We start from the raw sequence: 17,165 nt of genomic DNA, 5'->3' as shown, positions 1-17,165 counted from the left end.
GCGCATGGCTGCCACGTCCTCTACGACGCTGATCCGCGCGGAGGCGCTGGTCGCGACGCCGTGGAAGAACGGCGGCGGCGTGACGCGCGAGATCGCGGCGGGCGGGCCGGACGGCCGGCCCGCGGCCGCGGCCGCGGCATCGGCCGCCGCCACAACCTTCGACGCGTTCAGCTGGCGCGTGAGCGTCGCGGACGTCGCGCAGCCGGGGCCGTTCTCGCGCTTCGACGGCGTGGATCGCACGCTGGTGCTGCTGTCGGGCGCGGGCATGACGCTCGTGGAGGAGGGCGGCGCGCGCCACGTGCTCGCGCGGCCGCTCGACCGGCTCGCGTTCGCCGGCGAAATGGCGCTGCGGGCCGAACTGCACGACGGGCCGACCCGCGATTTCAACCTGATGGTGCGGCGCGAGCTGGCGCGCGGCGACGTGGCGATCTGGTGCGGCGGGGCGCGCGAGCGGCTCGACGCCGACACCGTGCTGCTGTTCTGCGTCGCGGGCGAGCTGGCCGTCGCGCTCGACGGCGGCGCCGAGTCGTACACGCTGTATCCGTTCGATACGCTGCGGATCGACGCTCCGGCGGCGGACGCGTCCTGCGCGGTCCGCGGCGAGGGCACGCTGCTCGCGGTCCGCGTGACGCGCGTGAATCCAACTGCAACCGCACGACCGCATGAAACCGATTCTCTGGCATAACCTGAAGCTGTGCCCGCAGGGCGACCCCGACGACACGATCGACGACGCGGCGCTCGCCGTCCAGGGCGACGGCACGATTGCCTGGCTCGGGCCGCGCGCGGCGCTGCCCGACGGCTATGCGCACTGGCCGCACGAAGACCTCGGCGGCGCCTGGGTCACGCCCGGCCTGGTCGACTGCCATACCCACCTGATCTATGGCGGGCAGCGCGCCGACGAATTCGCGCTGCGGCTCGCGGGCGCGAGCTACGAGGAAGTCGCGCGGCGCGGCGGCGGCATCGTCTCGACGGTGCGCGCCACGCGCGAGGCCGACGAGGCGCAGCTGTTCGCGCAGGCCGCCGCGCGCCTGCAACCGCTGCTGTCCGAGGGCGTCACGGCGATCGAGATCAAGTCCGGCTACGGGCTCGACCTCGCGAGCGAGCGCAAGATGCTGCGCGTCGCGCGGCAGCTGGGCGAACGCTTTCCCGTCGCCGTCTACACCACGTTCCTCGGCGCGCATGCGCTGCCGCCCGAGTACGCGGGGCGCGCCGACGCGTATATCGACGAGGTGTGCGAACGGATGCTGCCGGCGCTCGCGGACGAAGGGCTCGTCGATGCGGTCGACGTGTTCTGCGAGCGGATCGGCTTCTCGCTCGCGCAGAGCGAGCGCGTCTTCGAAGCGGCCGCCCGGCGCGGGCTGCCCGTCAAGATGCATGCGGAGCAGCTGTCGAACGGCGGCGGCACCGCGCTGGCCGCGCGTTACCGCGCGCTGTCGGCCGATCACCTCGAATTCCTCGACGAGGCCGGCGTCGAGGCCATGAAGGCCGCGGGCACCGTCGCGGTGCTGCTGCCGGGCGCGTACTACTTCATTCGCGAGACGCAATTGCCGCCGCTCGACCTGTTGCGCAAGCACCGGGTGCCGATCGCGCTCGCGACCGACCACAACCCGGGCACCTCGCCGCTGACCTCGCTGCTGCTGACGCTCAATCTCGCCTGCACGCTGTTCCGCATGACGGTGCCGGAGGTGCTGCTGGGCGTCACGCGCCATGCGGCCGCGGCGCTGGGCCAGGGCGCGCGGCACGGGCAACTCGCCGCGGGCCGCCAGGCCGACTTCGCGGTGTGGCCGGTGGCGAGCCTCGCCGAGCTGGCCTACTGGTTCGGCCGGCCCTTGTGCGAACGCGTCGTGAAGGGCGGCGTCACCGTCTACCAGCGGTCCGCCGCGTGACCCGACAGGAATGATCATGAGCGATTCGATGCTGTTCGCCGCCGATGCCTATCTGCCGGAGGGCTGGCGGCGCAATGTCCTGCTGCGCTGGGACGAGACCGGCACGCTGCGCGAGGTGCGGCCCGATGCGACGGCGCCCGCCGGCGTCGCGCGCGCGCACGGCCCGCTGCTGCCCGGCATGCCGAACCTGCATTCGCACGCATTCCAGCGTGCGATGGCGGGCCTGACCGAATATCGCGCGAATCCGTCCGATACGTTCTGGAGCTGGCGCGACCTGATGTACCGCTTCGCGCTGCGGCTCACGCCCGATGCGCTCGCGGCGATCGCGCGCTGGCTGTACGTCGAGATGCTCAAGTGCGGCTATACGTCGGTGTGCGAGTTCCACTACGTACACCACGCCCCCGACGGCGCTCGCTATGCGCGGCCCGCGGAACTCGCGCTGCGGGTGGTCGGGGCCGCGGGCGACGCGGGCATCGGCATCACCATGCTGCCCGTCGCGTACACCTACAGCGGGTTCGGCGCGCGGCCGCCGCGCGACGACCAGCGCCGCTTCATCAACACGTCCGAGGCCTTGCTCGCGCTGCTCGACGGCCTGCGCCGCGACGCGCCCGAGCATGCGGGCCTGCGCTACGGCGTCGCGCCGCATTCGCTGCGCGCGGTGTCGGAGGCGGGGCTGCGCACGCTGCTCGACGGCTTGCCCGGCGATGCGCCGGTCCATATCCACATCGCCGAGCAGACCGCGGAAGTCGACGATTGCGTGGCGGCCTACGGCGCGCGGCCGGTGCAGTGGCTGCTCGACCGCTTCGGCGTCGACGCGCGCTGGTGCCTCGTGCACGCGACCCATCTCGATGCGGCCGAGACCGCCGCGCTCGCGCGCTCCGGCGCGGTCGCCGGCCTGTGCCCGACCACCGAGGCGAACCTGGGCGACGGCCTGTTCCCGGCCGTCGACTATCTCGCGCAGGGCGGCGTGATCGGCATCGGCTCGGACAGCCATGCGGCCGTCGACTGGCGTTCGGAATTGCGGCTCTTCGAGTACGGGCAGCGGCTCGCGCGGCGCGAGCGCAACGTGCTGGCCGATTCGGCGCATACTCATGTGGCCGATCGGCTGTACGCGGCCTCGTTGCACGGCGGGGCGCTCGCGAGCGGCCGCGCGGTGGGTGCGCTGCGCGTCGGCGCGCGCGCCGACTGGCTCGTGCTGGACCCCGATCATCCCGCGATCGCCGAGCATGGCCGCGAGACCTGGCTGTCGGGCGTGGTGTTCGCCGAGCATGGCGATACGCCGGTATTCGATGTCTATACGGGCGGCGCGCAGGTCGTGAGCGCGCGTCGCCACCGCGACGAGGGGCGCGCCTACGCGGCCTATCGCGCGGCGCTCGCCGAGCTGCTGCGCTGACGTCGCAACCGGGGCCGCGGGGCCCCGGTTTTCCATTCAAGAGGTTGACGATCATGAGTTCCGCATCCCATCCACCGGTTTTCTCGTTGCAGCGCGGCAGCCTGCCGATGCTGATCTCGATTCCGCATGCGGGCACGGCCGTGCCCGACGAGATCGCCGCGACCATGACCCCGGTCGCGCGGCACGTCGACGATTGCGACTGGCACCTGGAGCGGCTGTACGGCTTCGCGAAGACGCTGGGCGCGTCGGTGCTGGTGCCGGCGCACGCGCGCTACGTGGTCGACCTGAACCGGCCGCCCGACGACGAGAATCTCTATCCGGGCCAGGACACCACGGGGCTCGTGCCCGTCGACACGTTCGACAAGACGCCGTTGTACCCGGACGGCGCGGTTCCGGATGCGGCCGAGGTCGCGCGTCGGCGCGCGCTGTACTGGCAGCCTTATCACGACGCGCTCGCCGAAGAACTGGCGCGCCTGAAGGCCGTGCACGGGCGGGTGCTGCTGTGGGAGGCGCACTCGATCCGCTCGCACGTGCCGCGCTTCTTCGACGGCCGGCTGACGGACTTCAATTTCGGCACGTCGAACGGCGCGAGCGCCGTGACAGGGCTTGCCGAGACGCTGGCCGAGGTGGTCCGCGCGCACGGCGGCTACACGTCGGTCGCGAACGGCCGCTTCAAGGGCGGCTACATCACGCGCCACTACGGCGCGCCGGAAACCGGCGTCCAGGCGGTCCAGCTCGAACTCGTGCAGGACACCTACATGGAAGAGGCGCGGCCCTACGCGTACGACGAAGCGAAGGCCGCGCGCATCACGCCGATCCTCGAAGCGCTCGTCACCACCGCGCTCGCGCGGCACTGAGGTCGCGTCCGGTCGACGGCGCGCCGGCGGCTGTCGAGCCGCGCGGCGCGCCTCGCCTCATCGCAGCCGGATCAGCGTCGACTTCAGTTCGGTGTATTTCTCGAGCGCGTGCAGCGACTTGTCGCGGCCGTTGCCCGACTGCTTGTAGCCGCCGAACGGGAAATTCATGTCGCCGCCCTCGTCATAGCAGTTCACCCACACGGTGCCCGCGCGCAGCCGCCGCGACACCTCGTGCGCCGTCGTCAGGTCCGCGGTCCACACCGCGGCCGCGAGACCATAGTCGCTGTCGTTCGCGATGCGGATCGCGTCGTCCAACGTATCGAACACGATCATCGACAGCACCGGCCCGAAGATCTCCTCGCGCGCGATCCGCGCATCGGCGTCCGGCACCTCGAACACCGTCGGTTCCACGTAGAAGCCGCCGCTGTCCTGCCTGACCCGCGCACCGCCCGCGAGCAGCGTCGCTTCCGCGCGGCCCGCCTCGATGTAGCCGAGCACGCGTTCGAGCTGGGTCGCATCGACGATCGCGCCCATCGAGGTCGCGGGATCGAGCGGATTGCCGGGCGTGTAGGCGCGCGCCGCATCGAGCAGGCGCGCGACGAACGCGTCGCGGATGTCGCGATGCACGAGCAGCCGCGAGCCGGCCGTGCACATCTCGCCCATGTTGTAGAAGATCGCGCCCGCCGCCGCGCGCGCCGCGCGGTCGAGATCCGGACAGTCGGGCAGCACGATGTTCGGCGACTTGCCGCCCAGTTCGAGCCACACGCGCTTCAGGTTCGATTGCCCCGCGTATTGCATGATCAGCTTGCCGACCGCGGTCGAGCCCGTGAACGCGAGGCAGTCGACGTCGCGATGCAGCGCGAGCAGCTTGCCGGGTTCGCCGCCGCCCGGCACCACGTTGAACACGCCGGCCGGGATGCCCGCCTCGTGCGCGAGCTGCGCGATCCGCAGCGCGGTCAACGGCGATTTCTCCGACGGCTTCAGCACGACGCTGTTGCCCGCCGCGAGCGCGGGCGCGAACTTCCACGCGGCCATCAGCAGCGGGAAATTCCACGGCACCACCGCGGCCACCACGCCGACCGGCTCCCGCGTGACGAGCCCGACGAGGTGATGGTCGGCCGGCGCGACCTCGCCGCCGAGCTTGTCGATCGCCTCCGCGTACCACTCGATGCAATAGATCGCGCCGGGCACGTCGACGGTGGTGGTGTCGCCGATCGGCTTGCCCGCGTCGAGCGTTTCGAGCAACGCGAGCTGATCCTGATGCGCGCGCAGCAGGGCGGCCCAGCGCAGCAGCACGGCCTTGCGTTCGCGCGGATTGAGCCCGGCCCAGACGCCGGCCTCGAAGGCGCGGCGCGCGGCGGCCACGGCGGCGTCGACGTCGGCCGCGCCGCTGTCGGCGATCGTCGCGAGCGCGCGGCCGTCGATCGGGCTCACGCAGTCGAAGCGGCGGCCCGAGGCCGCGTCGCGATAGGCGCCGTCGATGAAGGCGCGTCCTTCGAACCTCAGCGATGCGGCCAGATCCTGCCAGTATGCGAGTGTCTTGCTCATCGGTATGCCTCGTGGTTGGGGCGCGCGGCGCGGACGGCCCGCGCGCCGTGATGCCCGGGCGCGTCGCTCAGAAGGTCGGCGGCGAATTGGCCGACACGATCTCGCAGCGGTGCTCCGCGCTCGGATTGCGGAAACGGTGGGGCAGGCGGCTCTCGAAGTAGTAACTGTCGCCCGGATCGAGCCGCCAGGTGGTGCCGGCGACCGTCAGCTCGATCGCGCCGCTGACGACCACGCCGCCTTCGTGGCCTGCGTGCTGCAGCATGTCGGGGCCGGTGTCGGCGAGCGGCTCGTAGACCTCGCGCATGATGCCGATCGTGCGGTCGCGGTTCGCCGCGCCGGCGAGATAGAGGCGGATCGCATCGTTGCCGAGGTTCGGCATCTCGTCGCGACGCGACACGATCGCGCGGCTCTCTTCGATCTCGAACGTGAAGAATTCGGCGAGGCTCATCGGGATGCATTCGAGCAGCTTCTTCAGCGAGCCCACCGACGGACTCACGCGATTCTGCTCGATCAGCGAGATCGTGCCGTTCGTGACGCCCGCGCGCTTCGCGAGTTCGCGCTGCGACAGGCCGTGCTTTTTTCGAATGTATTGCAGACGCGTGGCGACTTCGACGGACATCGTGCGACCCCGGATATGACCCGCATGGAAAGAGACGTTTCGGACCCCGCATAAAGGAAAACGCGTGCACCGCAGCATTTCCGTCGGCATCCGAATTGTCGAATATTTTAAGCAGTCGTGACGCGCCGCCTTTAGGGGAAAACACTGAGCGGGTATTTTTGAAACGGAATTGACGGCATTTTTGAATCAGTTAAGCTGGATGTCAGCAAGTCGTCATGTCGATGTTGAGGCCCGTCAAAACGCCATCCCGCACCTGGGCGATGGCAAGGCTTCCCGGCAGCGACGGCGCGCCGACGGGCCGGTCCACGGTGCCAGGCTGTTCGCACCGCATGCCGGGACGTTCAATACTTTAAACAGCCAGACGAGTGTGATCGTGAGAGTCCAAGGCCCCTTGGTCAGATGGGATCGAAGTCGGCAGGCGGATCTTCCGCATGCCGCCGAGCCCTGCGACGACGGCAGCTGCGGCAAGCATCTCGCTAGCCCAAGCCTGTCTATCTACGCCATCCTGTCCCGCCGCTGCGTGCGCCGCTACAACGTCGTGGCCGCCCGCGCCTTCATTGCCGTGCACTGCGACGACGTCGCGTCGCTGTTGCCCTAGCGCCTCTCTCCGCCCGCCGTCCGATCCGCCGTTCCCGCCGTGCCCATGCGCATGCATGGGGCCGGGCCGTGTGCGTCGCGCTCGCGCGTCGTTCGCGGCGCGAGCGGGTTGGGAGCGTCGCGCGGCGCACCGCTTTCCAGACCGAATCGCGATGGCGCGCGGCGGGCGTTCGCCCGCGCGCCGCGCCGTCCCCTTGATCGCAACGGAGAAAGCGCGTCAGCGCGCGGCCGTTGCTTCCGTCAAACCGGAGGAGTCCTCATGACTGATCGAACCGGCCGGCCCGTGGTCGGGGTGTGCGCCGACCGCATGGTGATCGGCCCGCACCCCGTCCACAAGGCGGGCGAGAAGTACCTCACGGCCGTCGTCGAGGGTGCGCAGGCGCTCGCGATCGTGCTGCCGGCGCTCGGCGAGCGGCAACCCGCGCACGCGTTGCTCGCGCTGGTCGACGGGCTGCTGTTCACCGGCAACTATTCGAATGTCGAGCCGGCGCGCTACGGCGGCGGCGCGAGCGAGCCGGGCACGCTGCACGATCCCGAGCGCGACGCGACCGCCTTGCCGCTGCTGCGCGCGGCGCTCGACGCCGGGGTGCCGGTGCTCGCGATCTGCCGCGGCCTGCAGGAGCTGAACGTCGCGCTGGGCGGCACGCTGCATCAGCAGGTGCATGCGGTGGACGGCTACGCCGATCACCGTGAAGACCGGGACGAACCGCTCGACGCGCAATACGGTCCCGCGCACACGATCCGGCTCACGCCGGGCGGGCTGTTGCAGCGCATCGCGGGCGGCGCGGCCGAGGCGCGGGTCAATTCGCTGCACGGGCAGGGCCTCGCGCGTCTCGGCGCGGGCCTCGCGGTCGATGCGCGGGCCCCCGACGGTCTCGTCGAGGCGGTCAGCATGCCCGCTGCGCGCGGCTTCGTGCTCGGCGTGCAATGGCACCCGGAGTGGCAGTTCGCGGGCAATCCGCTGTCCCGGGAAATCTTCGCGGCGTTCGGCGCGGCATGCCGCGCCCGAATGCGCTCGACGGCCGCGCAGGCCGTGGGCACCACGGCGCGCGCGTAAGCCGTCGACGCCAATTCAAAGAGGCTGATCATGCAAGACATAGACGACTTTCTGAAACAGCATCGCATCACCGAAGTGGAAGCCATCATCCCCGACATGGCGGGGCGCGCGCGCGGCAAGATCATCCCGCGCAACAAGTTCGAGACCGGCGAGGCGATGCGCCTGCCGCAGGCCGTGATGGTGCAGACCGTCACCGGCGAGTATCCGGAGGACGGCTCGCTGACCGGCGTGACCGATCCCGACATGGTGTGCGTGCCCGACCCTGCGACGATCTGCCTGATCCCGTGGGCCGTCGACCCGACCGCGCAGGTGATCCACGACTGCGTGCATTTCGACGGCACGCCGGTCGAGATCTCGCCGCGCTACGTGCTGCGCCGCGTGCTCGACCTGTACAAGGCGAAGGGCTGGAAGCCGGTGGTCGCGCCGGAGCTGGAGTTCTATCTGGTCGACATGAACAAGGACCCCGACCTGCCGCTGCGCCCGCCGATCGGCCGCACGGGCCGCGCGGAGACCGGCCGGCAGTCGTATTCGATCGAGGCCGTCAACGAATTCGACCCGCTGTTCGAGGATATCTACGAGTACTGCGAAATGCAGGGGCTCGACATCGACACGCTGATCCACGAGGTCGGCGCCGCGCAGATGGAGATCAATTTCCTGCACGGCGATCCGCTGAGCCTCGCCGACCAGGTGTTCCTGTTCAAGCGCACGGTGCGCGAGGCGGCGCTGCGCCACAACATGTACGCGACCTTCATGGCGAAGCCGATGGAGGACGAGCCGGGGTCCGCGATGCACATCCACCAGAGCATCGTCGACGCCGAGACCGGGCGCAACCTGTTCACGGGCGAAGACGGCCAGCCGACCCGGATGTTCCATCACTTCCTCGCGGGCCTGCAGAAGTACACGCCGGCGCTGATGCCGATCTTCGCGCCGTACATCAATTCGTACCGCCGCCTGTCGCGCTTCATGGCCGCGCCGATCAACGTGCAGTGGGGCTACGACAACCGCACGGTGGGCTTCCGGATCCCGCATGCGAGCCCGGCCGCGCGGCGCATCGAGAACCGCATCCCGGGCGTCGACTGCAATCCCTACATCGCGCTCGCGGGAACGCTCGCGGCCGGCTATCTCGGCGTGTCGCAGGGGCTCACGCCGACCGAGCCGATCTCGACCGACGGCTACAACCTGCCGTACCAGCTGCCGCGCAACCTGGAGGAGGGGCTCACGCTGATGAGCGCGTGCGCGCCGCTCGCCGAGCTGCTGGGCGAGAAATTCATGAAGGCCTATGTCGCCCTGAAGGAAACCGAATACGAGGCGTACTTCCGCGTGATCAGCTCGTGGGAGCGCCGGCACTTGCTGCTGCATGTTTGAGCGGGCCCGGCCCGGGCATCGCAACCAGGACCAGGAGAAGGACATGACATCGAGAGTGGGCGAATTCGCCTATGTGCAACCGTATCAGGCGCAGGCCGCGCCGGCCGCGCAGGCGGTCCGGCAACGCAGCACCGCGCAGTACCAGGCGCTCGACGCCGCGCATCACCTGCATCCGTTCTCGGACATGGGCGCGCTGAACCGCGCCGGCAGCCGCGTGATCGTGAAGGCGGAAGGGGTGTATCTGTGGGATTCGGACGGCAACCGGATCATCGACGGCATGGCGGGCCTCTGGTGCGTGAACGTCGGCTACGGCCGCGAGGAGCTGATCGAGGCCGGCAGCCGCCAGCTGCGCGAGCTGCCGTTCTACAACACCTTCTTCAAGACCACGCATCCGCCCGTGATCGAGCTGTCGGCGCTGCTCGCCGAGCTGACGCCCGCGCCGTTCAAGCACTTCTTCTATTGCAACAGCGGCTCGGAAGGCAACGACACGGTGCTGCGCATCGTGCATCAGTACTGGCGCACCCAGAACCAGCCGACGCGCAAGTACGTGATCGCGCGCCGCAACGGCTACCACGGCTCGACGATCGCGGGCGCCACGCTGGGCGGCATGGACTACATGCACGAGCAGATGCCGTCGCGGGTCGAACACATCGTCCATCTGGACCAGCCGTACTTCTTCGGCGAGGCGCCGGCGGGCATGACGCCCGAGGCGTTCGGCCTGGAGCGGGCGCGCCAGCTCGAGGCGAAGATCCTCGAACTGGGCCCGGACCAGGTCGCGGCCTTCATTGGCGAGCCGTTCCAGGGCGCGGGCGGGGTGATCTTCCCGCCGTCGACGTACTGGCCGGAGATCGAGCGGATCTGCCGCAAGTACGACGTGCTGCTCGTCGCCGACGAAGTGATCGGCGGCTTCGGGCGCACCGGCGAATGGTTCGCGCACCAGCATTTCGGTTTTTCGCCGGACCTGATGACGCTCGCCAAGGGCCTGACGAGCGGCTACGTGCCGATGGGCGCGGTCGCGCTGCACGAGCGCATCGCGCAGGCGCTGATCACGCACGGCGAGTTCAATCACGGGCTGACCTATTCCGGCCATCCGGTCGCGGCGGCGGTGGCGGTCGCGAACCTGAAGGTGCTGCGCGACGGCGGCGTGGTCGAGCGCGTGAAGCGCGAGATCGGCCCGTACTTCCAGCAGCGGCTGCGCGACACGTTCGAGGGGCATCCGCTCATCGGCGAGATCGCGGGGACGGGGCTCGTCGCCGGCTTGCAGCTCGCCGCGTCGCGCGAGACGCGCGAGCGCTTCACGAACGGCGGCGAGGTCGGCACGATCTGCCGCGACCACTGCTTCAACGGCCAGCTGATCATGCGCGCAACGGGCGACCGGATGCTGCTGTCGCCGCCGCTCGTGGTGTCGACCGAGGAGGTCGACGAGATCGTCGCGAAGGCGAAGCGCGCGATCGATGCGACGGCTGCCCAACTGGGGATTTCGTAATGGCGAAGGCCTCCCGCGCGGCGCGCGTCGCGCGGGCGGCCTGCAACGACAGGATCTCGACATGACCGCACATCACTTCAGGCGCGGCGCGCTGGCAGGCGTCGCGCTGCTGGCAGCGCTGGCGGCGCTGGCGGCGCCCGGCGCAGGCGCCGCCGAGAAGCAGCTGAATCTGTACAACTGGTCCGACTACATCGCGAAGGGCACGATCCCGGGCTTCGAGCAGGACACCGGCGTCAAGGTCCGCTACGACAACTACGACAGCGACGACACCCTGCAGGCGAAGATGCTGTCGGGCAGCACCGGCTACGACGTGGTCGTGCCGACCTCCAACACGATGGCCAAACAGATCGAGGCGGGCGTCTACCAGAAGCTCGACAAGTCGAAGCTGCCCAATCTGGTCAACCTCGATCCCACGCTGATGAAGATGCTGGCCGACGTCGATCCCGATAATCAGTACGGCGTACCCTGGGCGTTCGGCACGACCGGCATCGGCTACAACGCGGATGCGGTGCGCAAGGCGCTCGGGCCGGCCGCGCCCGTCGACAGCTGGGCGCTGGTGCTCGATCCCGCCTACCTGTCGAAGCTCAAGGGCTGCGGCGTATCGTTCCTCGACCAGGCGTCCGACGTGTTCGCCGCGACGCTGCAGTACATGGGCCGCAACCCGAACAGCAACGACCCGGCCGACTACCGCGCCGCCTACGAGGTGCTCAGGAAGGTGCGGCCGTACATCACGCAGTTCAGCTCGTCGGGCTACATCAACGACCTCGTCAACCAGGACGTGTGCGTCGTGCTCGGCTGGTCGGGCGACGTCGGCATCGCGAAGCGTCGCGCGAAGGAGGCGAAGCGGCCTTACGAGATCCATTTCGCGAACGCGAAGGAGGGCGGCATTCTGTGGTTCGACGTGATGGTGGTGCCGAAGGATGCGCCCCATCCGCAGGCCGCGCTGCAATGGATCAACTACGTGTCGGACCCGAAGGTGAACGCGGCGATCACGAACGCGGTGTTCTATCCGTCGGCCAATCGCGCGGCGCGCCGCTTCGTGACGCCCGCGATCGCGCAGGATCCGGCGACCTATCCGAGCGATGCGGAGCTGGCGCGGATGTCGCTCCAGAAGCCGCTGCCGATCGTGATCGTGAAGCTCGAGAACCGGCTGTGGTCGCAGTTGAAGGCCGGACGTTGACATGATGCGCGCGGCCCGGGCGTCGCTCGACGCCCGTCGTCGCACCGTTTTCCACGCGCGCCGGCCGGGCGCAGAAACCCGCCGGCCGCGCGCTTTCCGCTTGCGCGAGATTGCCCGCGAACGCCCCGCGCTTTGCGCGGACGCGTTCGCGCCCGCGATTCGTCACCGGAGGAGATGCGATGAACCCAAGCCAGGTCTTACCCGACACCGCGCGCCGCGCGTCGCCCGATGCGCCGTCCGCGCCGGCGGCCGCATTCGTGCGGATCGAGCAGGTCGTGAAGAAGTTCGGCGACAGCGTCGCCGTCGACAACGTGAGTCTCACGATCGAGAAGAACGAACTGTTCGCGCTGCTCGGCAGCTCGGGCTGCGGCAAGTCGACGCTGCTGCGCATGCTCGCGGGCTTCGAGACCGTGACCTCGGGGCGGATCCTCGTCGACGGCGAGGACCTGGCGGCGCTGCCGCCGTACAAGCGTCCGGTGAACATGATGTTCCAGTCGTATGCGCTGTTCCCGCACATGACGGTCGAGGCGAATGTCGCGTTCGGCCTCAAGCAGGAAGGCGTGCCGAAGGCCGAACTGAGGGAGCGCGTGCGCGACGCGCTCGAACTCGTGCAGATGAGCCGCTACGCGGGCCGCAAGCCGCACCAGCTGTCGGGCGGCCAGCAGCAGCGGGTCGCGCTCGCGCGCTCGCTCGTCAAGCGGCCCAAGCTGCTGCTGCTCGACGAGCCGATGTCGGCGCTCGACAAGAAGATCCGCCAGAAGACCCAGCTCGAACTCGTGAACATCATCGAGAAAGTCGACGTGACCTGCGTGATGGTCACGCACGACCAGGAGGAGGCGATGACGATGGCGCATCGCCTCGCGGTGATGAGCGAGGGCAAGATCGTGCAGACCGGTTCGCCGAGCGAGGTCTACGAGTATCCGAACAGCCGCTTCTCGGCCGAGTTCATCGGCTCGACGAACCTGTTCGAGGGCGTGGTCGTCGAGGACGAGCCCGACTATATCTTCGTCGAGAGCGACGCGCTCGACGCGCGCATCCACGTCAGCCACGGCGTCACCGGGCCGCTCGGCATGCCGGTCGGGATTTCGGTGCGGCCCGAGCATATCGCGCTGTCGCGCGAACAGCCGGACTCGCCGCACAACTGGGCGCGCGGCGTCGTGGCCGACATCGCGTACCTCGGCAGCTATTCGCTGTATCACGTGCGCCTGCCGAGCGGCAAGATGGTGATGTCGAACGTGTCCAGCGCGCAGATCGCGCAGGCCGGACTGCCCGATTACGACGAGACCGTGTTCGTCTCCTGGCTGCCCGCGAGCGGCGTGGTGCTGACCCAATGAAAACGCTCCCATCCTCCCCCGCACGCGGCCTGTCGTCCGGCCGTTCGTTCGTGATCGGCGTGCCGTTCCTGTGGCTCGCGCTGCTCTTCGCGGTACCGTTCGTGCTGGTGCTGAAGATCAGCTTCGCGGATCTGCGCATCGGCATCCCGCCCTATACCGAACTCGTCGCGCTCAAGGACGGCGCGCTGAACCTGACGCTGCAGTTCAGCCACTATGCGTTCCTGATCGAGGACAGCCTGTACGTCGCGACCTACATCAGTTCGCTGAAGATGGCCGCGGTGACGACCGTGTTCTGCCTGCTGATCGGCTATCCGATGGCGTACTGCATCGCGCGCACGAACCCGGCCACGCGCAACCTGCTGATGATGGCGGTCATGCTGCCGTTCTGGACGTCGTTCCTGATCCGCGTGTACGCGTGGATCGGCATCCTGAAGAACAACGGGCTCCTGAACAACTTCCTGTTGTCGACGGGGCTCATCAGCACGCCGATCGAGCTGTACAGAACCAATGCCGGGGTGTACATCGGCATGGTTTATTCCTACCTGCCGTTCCTCGTGATGCCGCTCTACGCGCATCTCGTGAAGATGGACCTGCGCCTGCTCGAAGCGGCCTACGACCTCGGCGCGAAGCCGTGGAAGGCGTTCGTGCGGATCACGCTGCCGCTGTCGAAGAACGGCATCATCGCGGGCTGCCTGCTGGTGTTCATCCCGGCCGTCGGCGAGTACGTGATCCCCGAGCTGCTCGGCGGCGCGGACACCTTGATGATCGGCCGCGTGATGTGGAATGAGTTTTTCAACAACATGGACTGGCCGATGGCGTCCGCCGTGACGGTCGCGATGGTGCTGCTGCTGCTGGTGCCGATGGCGGTGTTCCAGTACTACCAGGTCAAGGAACAGGGGAGCGCGCGATGATCAAGTCGAACAAGGCGATCACGGTGGCCGTGCTGACGGCCGGCTTCCTGTTCCTGTACATCCCGATCATCAGCCTCGTCGTGTACTCGTTCAACGAATCGAAGCTCGTGACCGTCTGGTCCGGCTTCTCGCTGAAGTGGTATGCGGCGCTGCTGAAGGACGACGAACTGCTCGGCGCGGCGTGGCTGTCGCTGAAGATCGCGTTGCTGACCGCCTGCACCTCGGTCGCGATGGGTACCTGGGCCGGGTTCGTGCTCGCGCGCTTCGGGCGCTTTCGCGGCTTCACGTTGTTCAGCGGGATGATCAACGCGCCGCTCGTGATTCCCGAGGTGATCCAGGGCATTTCGCTGCTGTTGCTGTTCGTCGCGATGGAGCAGCTGATCGGCTGGCCGACCGGGCGCGGCATGCTCACGATCTGGATCGGCCACATGATGCTGTGCGTGTCGTATGTCGCGATCGTCGTGCAGTCGCGCGTGCGCGAACTCGACCGCGCGCTCGAGGAGGCGGCGCTCGATCTCGGCGCGACGCCCGTCAAGGTGTTCTTCGTGATCACGCTGCCGCTGATCGCGCAGGCGCTGCTGGCCGGCTGGCTGCTGTCGTTCACGCTGTCGATCGACGATCTCGTGCTGTCGGCGTTCCTGTCCGGGCCCGGCTCGACCACGCTGCCGCTGCTGGTGTTCTCGCGCGTCCGGCTCGGGCTGAACCCCGAGATGAATGCGCTCGCGACGCTGTTCATCGTGCTCGTGACGATCGGCGTGATCGGCATCAACATGCTGATGCTGTCGCGCGAGCGGCGGCGCGCGCGCGACCTGCGCGCCGCGCTCGCCGCGGCCTCGGGCGAGCCGCCGGCCGCCGGCGCGGGCGCGTCGCCCGCGGGCGGTCGCTTCGGCGTGCGCGGTTCCGCGTCCACCATTTGAACGGAGACCGCGATGCTCAGCTTCGTCAAGCAGGCCCACGTGCCGTCCTACTATGCGGCGAGCGTCAACGACACGACCCGGCATCCGCCGCTCGACGCGGCGATCCGCGCCGACGTGTGCGTGATCGGCGGCGGGCTCACGGGCCTGACGGCCGCGTTGAATCTGGCCGAGCGCGGCTATCGGGTGGCGCTGCTGGAAGCGTCGCGGGTCGGATGGGCGGCGAGCGGGCGCAACGGCGGCCAGCTGATCGGCGGCTACGCATGCGAGATCGACACCTTCGCGGCGCACCTGCCGGCCGAGGACGTGAAGCGGATCTGGGCGATGGGGCGCGAGGCGGTCGAACTCGTCAAGGCGCGGATCGAACGGCATGCGATCGACTGCGACCTGCGGCTCGGCTACCTGACCGCCGCGAACAAGCCGCGCGACGTGCGCGCGCTGCGCGCCTGGCGCGACGAGGCGGCCGCGCGCTACGACGATCACGCGTTCCGGTACGTCGAGCGGCAGGACCTGCCGCGCTACGTCGATTCGGCGCGCTATCTCGGCGGCCTGTTCGATGCGGCGAGCGGCCACCTGCATCCGCTCAACTACACGCTCGGGCTCGCGCGGGCGGCGCGCGAGGCGGGCGTGTCGATCTTCGAGGAGAGCGGCGCGACGTCGTTCGCGAAGACCGGAGCCGGCTACCGGGTGGCGGCCGGCCCCGGCAGCGTCGACGCGCGCTGCGTGGTGCTCGCCTGCAACGCCTACCTGGGGCGGCTCGCGCCCGCGCTCGCGCGCAAGATCATGCCGGTCGGCACCTACATGATCGCGACCGAGCCGCTGGGCGAGGCGCGCGCCCGCGCGCTGATGCCGGCCGGCGCGGCGATCTGCGACAGCGCGTTCGTGCTCGACTACTTCCGCCTGTCGCGGGACCACCGGCTGTTGTGGGGCGGCAAGGTCAGCTATTCGACCTGGCCGCCGCGCCGCCTCGCGCAGGCGATGCGCGCCGACATGCTGAAGACCTTCCCGATGCTCGCCGACGCGCGGGTCGATTACGCGTGGGGCGGGTTCGTCGACATCACGATGAACCGCGCGCCGCATTTCGGCCGGCTCGAACCGGACGTGTATTTCGCGCAGGGTTTTTCCGGGCACGGGGTCAATGTGACGGCGCTCGCGGGCACGCTGATCGCGGAGGCGATCGATGCGCAGGCGGGCCGCTTCGATCTGTTCGGCGCGATCCGTCACCGCGATTTCCCGGGCGGCGCGCGCTGGCGGACGCCCGCGCTGATGCTCGCGATGGCGTGGTATCGGATCCGGGATGCACTATAACGTTGGGAGGAGCCGGGTGACCTTCACCAAATTTAACAGTGGCGACGGTCGGGCGGCGCTATGGTGTGGCAAACCCGCGGCGCCGGATGCGGGCGCCGCGTCCCCATTCTGATGAAGGAGGCAGCGATGATCCGGAACTGGCGAGTGCTTTGCGTGGTGGGCGGTGTGGTGCTGGGGGCCGCAGGCTGCGCGACGCAGCAGGGGACGCCGTATCAGGACATGTCGGCTTCGATACCGACGCTCGATGCCGACCACGGCCGGCTGTATTTCTTCCGCGAGACCGGCGTGCTGGGCGCGGCGAGCGGCTCGCAGGTGCGGGTGAACGACCAGCCGGTCGGGACGATGCCGATGGGGGCGTTCTTCTATGTCGACGAGCCGGCCGGCGAGTACACGATCACGACGTCGAGCGCACGCGACACGCCGCTCACGGTGAAGCTCGCCGGCGGCGATACGCGCTACGTGCGGCTGAGCGTGCCGTACTCGGTGGTGGCGGGGCCGTTGATGCCGACGCTGGAGCAGTCGGAGCAGGCGCAGCAGGTGGTGCGGACGCTCAGGTATGTCGGGGCGCCGGTGGCGGCGGCGGGGAAGGAGGCGGCGTCGCAGTGAGGGCGGCCGCGGATGGCGAGCGGCCGGGCCGGGCGCGCCGGCGGCTCGGATGAAGAGGCGCGGAGCCGGGGCGGCTTGCCGGTGACGCGTTCGGCGTGCGCCGC

General features: G+C 69.3%; 16 protein-coding genes. 14 read left to right on the top strand and 2 right to left on the bottom strand.

What is annotated here, in order from left to right; translation table 11 throughout:
- Window positions 1-4 precede the first annotated feature (4 nt).
- The 4 genes from Bsp3421_RS23835 to hutG are packed head-to-tail and all read left to right on the top strand — an operon-like array spanning window position 5 to window position 4,136.
- A complete protein-coding gene (locus tag Bsp3421_RS23835; protein WP_274003961.1) occupies window positions 5-685 on the top strand; it encodes a HutD/Ves family protein in 681 nt (226 codons plus the stop codon).
- Entirely contained in the window at window positions 663-1,886 is a 1,224-nt protein-coding gene (gene hutI, locus Bsp3421_RS23830) for an imidazolonepropionase (protein ID WP_274003959.1), read from the top strand. Before Bsp3421_RS23835 ends, hutI begins: the two co-directional genes overlap by 23 nt.
- A gap of 10 nt (window positions 1,887-1,896) precedes the next feature.
- Window positions 1,897-3,279, top strand: coding sequence for a formimidoylglutamate deiminase (locus Bsp3421_RS23825; protein WP_274003958.1), 1,383 nt, complete (start codon window positions 1,897-1,899; stop codon window positions 3,277-3,279).
- A 53-nt stretch (window positions 3,280-3,332) separates the two neighbouring features.
- Window positions 3,333-4,136: an N-formylglutamate deformylase gene (gene hutG, locus Bsp3421_RS23820; RefSeq protein ID WP_274003956.1), complete on the top strand. Its 804-nt coding sequence runs from the start codon at window positions 3,333-3,335 to the stop codon at window positions 4,134-4,136.
- 57 nt (window positions 4,137-4,193) lie between these two features.
- Here hutG and Bsp3421_RS23815 read toward each other — a convergent pair whose 3' ends face one another.
- Complete coding sequence (locus Bsp3421_RS23815; protein ID WP_274003954.1) at window positions 4,194-5,684, bottom strand: aldehyde dehydrogenase; 1,491 nt, start codon at window positions 5,682-5,684, stop codon at window positions 4,194-4,196.
- A 67-nt stretch (window positions 5,685-5,751) separates the two neighbouring features.
- Window positions 5,752-6,303, bottom strand: coding sequence for a cupin domain-containing protein (locus Bsp3421_RS23810; RefSeq protein WP_274003953.1), 552 nt, complete (start codon window positions 6,301-6,303; stop codon window positions 5,752-5,754).
- Window positions 6,304-6,472: 169 nt separating this feature from the next.
- Here Bsp3421_RS23810 and Bsp3421_RS34485 point away from each other — a divergent pair, with 169 nt between their 5' ends.
- The 10 genes from Bsp3421_RS34485 (at window position 6,473) to Bsp3421_RS23760 (ending at window position 17,061) form a co-directional block, all read left to right on the top strand.
- Window positions 6,473-6,901, top strand: a complete 429-nt coding sequence (locus Bsp3421_RS34485) for a hypothetical protein (RefSeq protein ID WP_443111587.1) — start codon at window positions 6,473-6,475, stop codon at window positions 6,899-6,901.
- A gap of 258 nt (window positions 6,902-7,159) precedes the next feature.
- Entirely contained in the window at window positions 7,160-7,957 is a 798-nt protein-coding gene (locus Bsp3421_RS23800) for a gamma-glutamyl-gamma-aminobutyrate hydrolase family protein (protein ID WP_274003951.1), read from the top strand.
- A 30-nt stretch (window positions 7,958-7,987) separates the two neighbouring features.
- Window positions 7,988-9,322, top strand: a complete 1,335-nt coding sequence (locus tag Bsp3421_RS23795; protein WP_274003949.1) for a glutamine synthetase family protein — start codon at window positions 7,988-7,990, stop codon at window positions 9,320-9,322.
- 43 nt (window positions 9,323-9,365) lie between these two features.
- Window positions 9,366-10,808: an aspartate aminotransferase family protein gene (locus Bsp3421_RS23790; protein ID WP_274003947.1), complete on the top strand. Its 1,443-nt coding sequence runs from the start codon at window positions 9,366-9,368 to the stop codon at window positions 10,806-10,808.
- 61 nt (window positions 10,809-10,869) lie between these two features.
- Window positions 10,870-11,988 carry a polyamine ABC transporter substrate-binding protein gene (locus Bsp3421_RS23785; RefSeq protein WP_274003945.1) on the top strand — a complete coding sequence of 373 codons (1,119 nt, stop codon included), beginning with the start codon at window positions 10,870-10,872 and terminating at the stop codon, window positions 11,986-11,988.
- Window positions 11,989-12,167: 179 nt separating this feature from the next.
- On the top strand, window positions 12,168-13,322 hold the full coding sequence (locus Bsp3421_RS23780; protein ID WP_274003944.1) for an ABC transporter ATP-binding protein: 1,155 nt from the start codon (window positions 12,168-12,170) through the stop codon (window positions 13,320-13,322).
- Window positions 13,319-14,233 carry an ABC transporter permease subunit gene (locus Bsp3421_RS23775; RefSeq protein ID WP_274003943.1) on the top strand — a complete coding sequence of 305 codons (915 nt, stop codon included), beginning with the start codon at window positions 13,319-13,321 and terminating at the stop codon, window positions 14,231-14,233. Before Bsp3421_RS23780 ends, Bsp3421_RS23775 begins: the two co-directional genes overlap by 4 nt.
- A complete protein-coding gene (locus Bsp3421_RS23770) occupies window positions 14,230-15,150 on the top strand; it encodes an ABC transporter permease subunit (protein ID WP_274003942.1) in 921 nt (306 codons plus the stop codon). Before Bsp3421_RS23775 ends, Bsp3421_RS23770 begins: the two co-directional genes overlap by 4 nt.
- A gap of 12 nt (window positions 15,151-15,162) precedes the next feature.
- Window positions 15,163-16,455 carry an NAD(P)/FAD-dependent oxidoreductase gene (locus Bsp3421_RS23765; RefSeq protein ID WP_274003939.1) on the top strand — a complete coding sequence of 431 codons (1,293 nt, stop codon included), beginning with the start codon at window positions 15,163-15,165 and terminating at the stop codon, window positions 16,453-16,455.
- Between the two features lie 126 nt (window positions 16,456-16,581).
- Window positions 16,582-17,061 carry a DUF2846 domain-containing protein gene (locus Bsp3421_RS23760; protein WP_274003938.1) on the top strand — a complete coding sequence of 160 codons (480 nt, stop codon included), beginning with the start codon at window positions 16,582-16,584 and terminating at the stop codon, window positions 17,059-17,061.
- The last annotated feature ends 104 nt before the right edge of the window (window positions 17,062-17,165 follow it).

This window comes from Burkholderia sp. FERM BP-3421 (assembly GCF_028657905.1).
Classification (GTDB): Bacteria; Pseudomonadota; Gammaproteobacteria; order Burkholderiales; family Burkholderiaceae; genus Burkholderia.
The sequence above is the reverse complement of the archived record's forward strand: the minus strand, read 5'-3'. Positions and strand labels throughout refer to the sequence as shown.

Excerpts from the sequence above, each read along its gene's own strand:
- Bsp3421_RS23810 (WP_274003953.1), bottom strand. The coding sequence starts at position 6,303 with ATGTCCGTCGAAGTCGCCACGCGTCTGCAATACATTCGAAAAAAGCAC.
- hutG (WP_274003956.1), top strand. The coding sequence starts at position 3,333 with ATGAGTTCCGCATCCCATCCACCGGTTTTCTCGTTGCAGCGCGGCAGC.
- Bsp3421_RS23815 (WP_274003954.1), bottom strand. The coding sequence starts at position 5,684 with ATGAGCAAGACACTCGCATACTGGCAGGATCTGGCCGCATCGCTGAGG.
- Bsp3421_RS23765 (WP_274003939.1), top strand. The coding sequence starts at position 15,163 with ATGCTCAGCTTCGTCAAGCAGGCCCACGTGCCGTCCTACTATGCGGCG.
- Bsp3421_RS23780 (WP_274003944.1), top strand. The coding sequence starts at position 12,168 with ATGAACCCAAGCCAGGTCTTACCCGACACCGCGCGCCGCGCGTCGCCC.
- Bsp3421_RS23800 (WP_274003951.1), top strand. The coding sequence starts at position 7,160 with ATGACTGATCGAACCGGCCGGCCCGTGGTCGGGGTGTGCGCCGACCGC.
- Bsp3421_RS23835 (WP_274003961.1), top strand. The coding sequence starts at position 5 with ATGGCTGCCACGTCCTCTACGACGCTGATCCGCGCGGAGGCGCTGGTC.
- Bsp3421_RS23795 (WP_274003949.1), top strand. The coding sequence starts at position 7,988 with ATGCAAGACATAGACGACTTTCTGAAACAGCATCGCATCACCGAAGTG.
- Bsp3421_RS23790 (WP_274003947.1), top strand. The coding sequence starts at position 9,366 with ATGACATCGAGAGTGGGCGAATTCGCCTATGTGCAACCGTATCAGGCG.
- hutI (WP_274003959.1), top strand. The coding sequence starts at position 663 with ATGAAACCGATTCTCTGGCATAACCTGAAGCTGTGCCCGCAGGGCGAC.
- Bsp3421_RS23775 (WP_274003943.1), top strand. The coding sequence starts at position 13,319 with ATGAAAACGCTCCCATCCTCCCCCGCACGCGGCCTGTCGTCCGGCCGT.
- Bsp3421_RS23770 (WP_274003942.1), top strand. The coding sequence starts at position 14,230 with ATGATCAAGTCGAACAAGGCGATCACGGTGGCCGTGCTGACGGCCGGC.
- Bsp3421_RS23760 (WP_274003938.1), top strand. The coding sequence starts at position 16,582 with ATGATCCGGAACTGGCGAGTGCTTTGCGTGGTGGGCGGTGTGGTGCTG.
- Bsp3421_RS23785 (WP_274003945.1), top strand. The coding sequence starts at position 10,870 with ATGACCGCACATCACTTCAGGCGCGGCGCGCTGGCAGGCGTCGCGCTG.
- Bsp3421_RS23825 (WP_274003958.1), top strand. The coding sequence starts at position 1,897 with ATGATCATGAGCGATTCGATGCTGTTCGCCGCCGATGCCTATCTGCCG.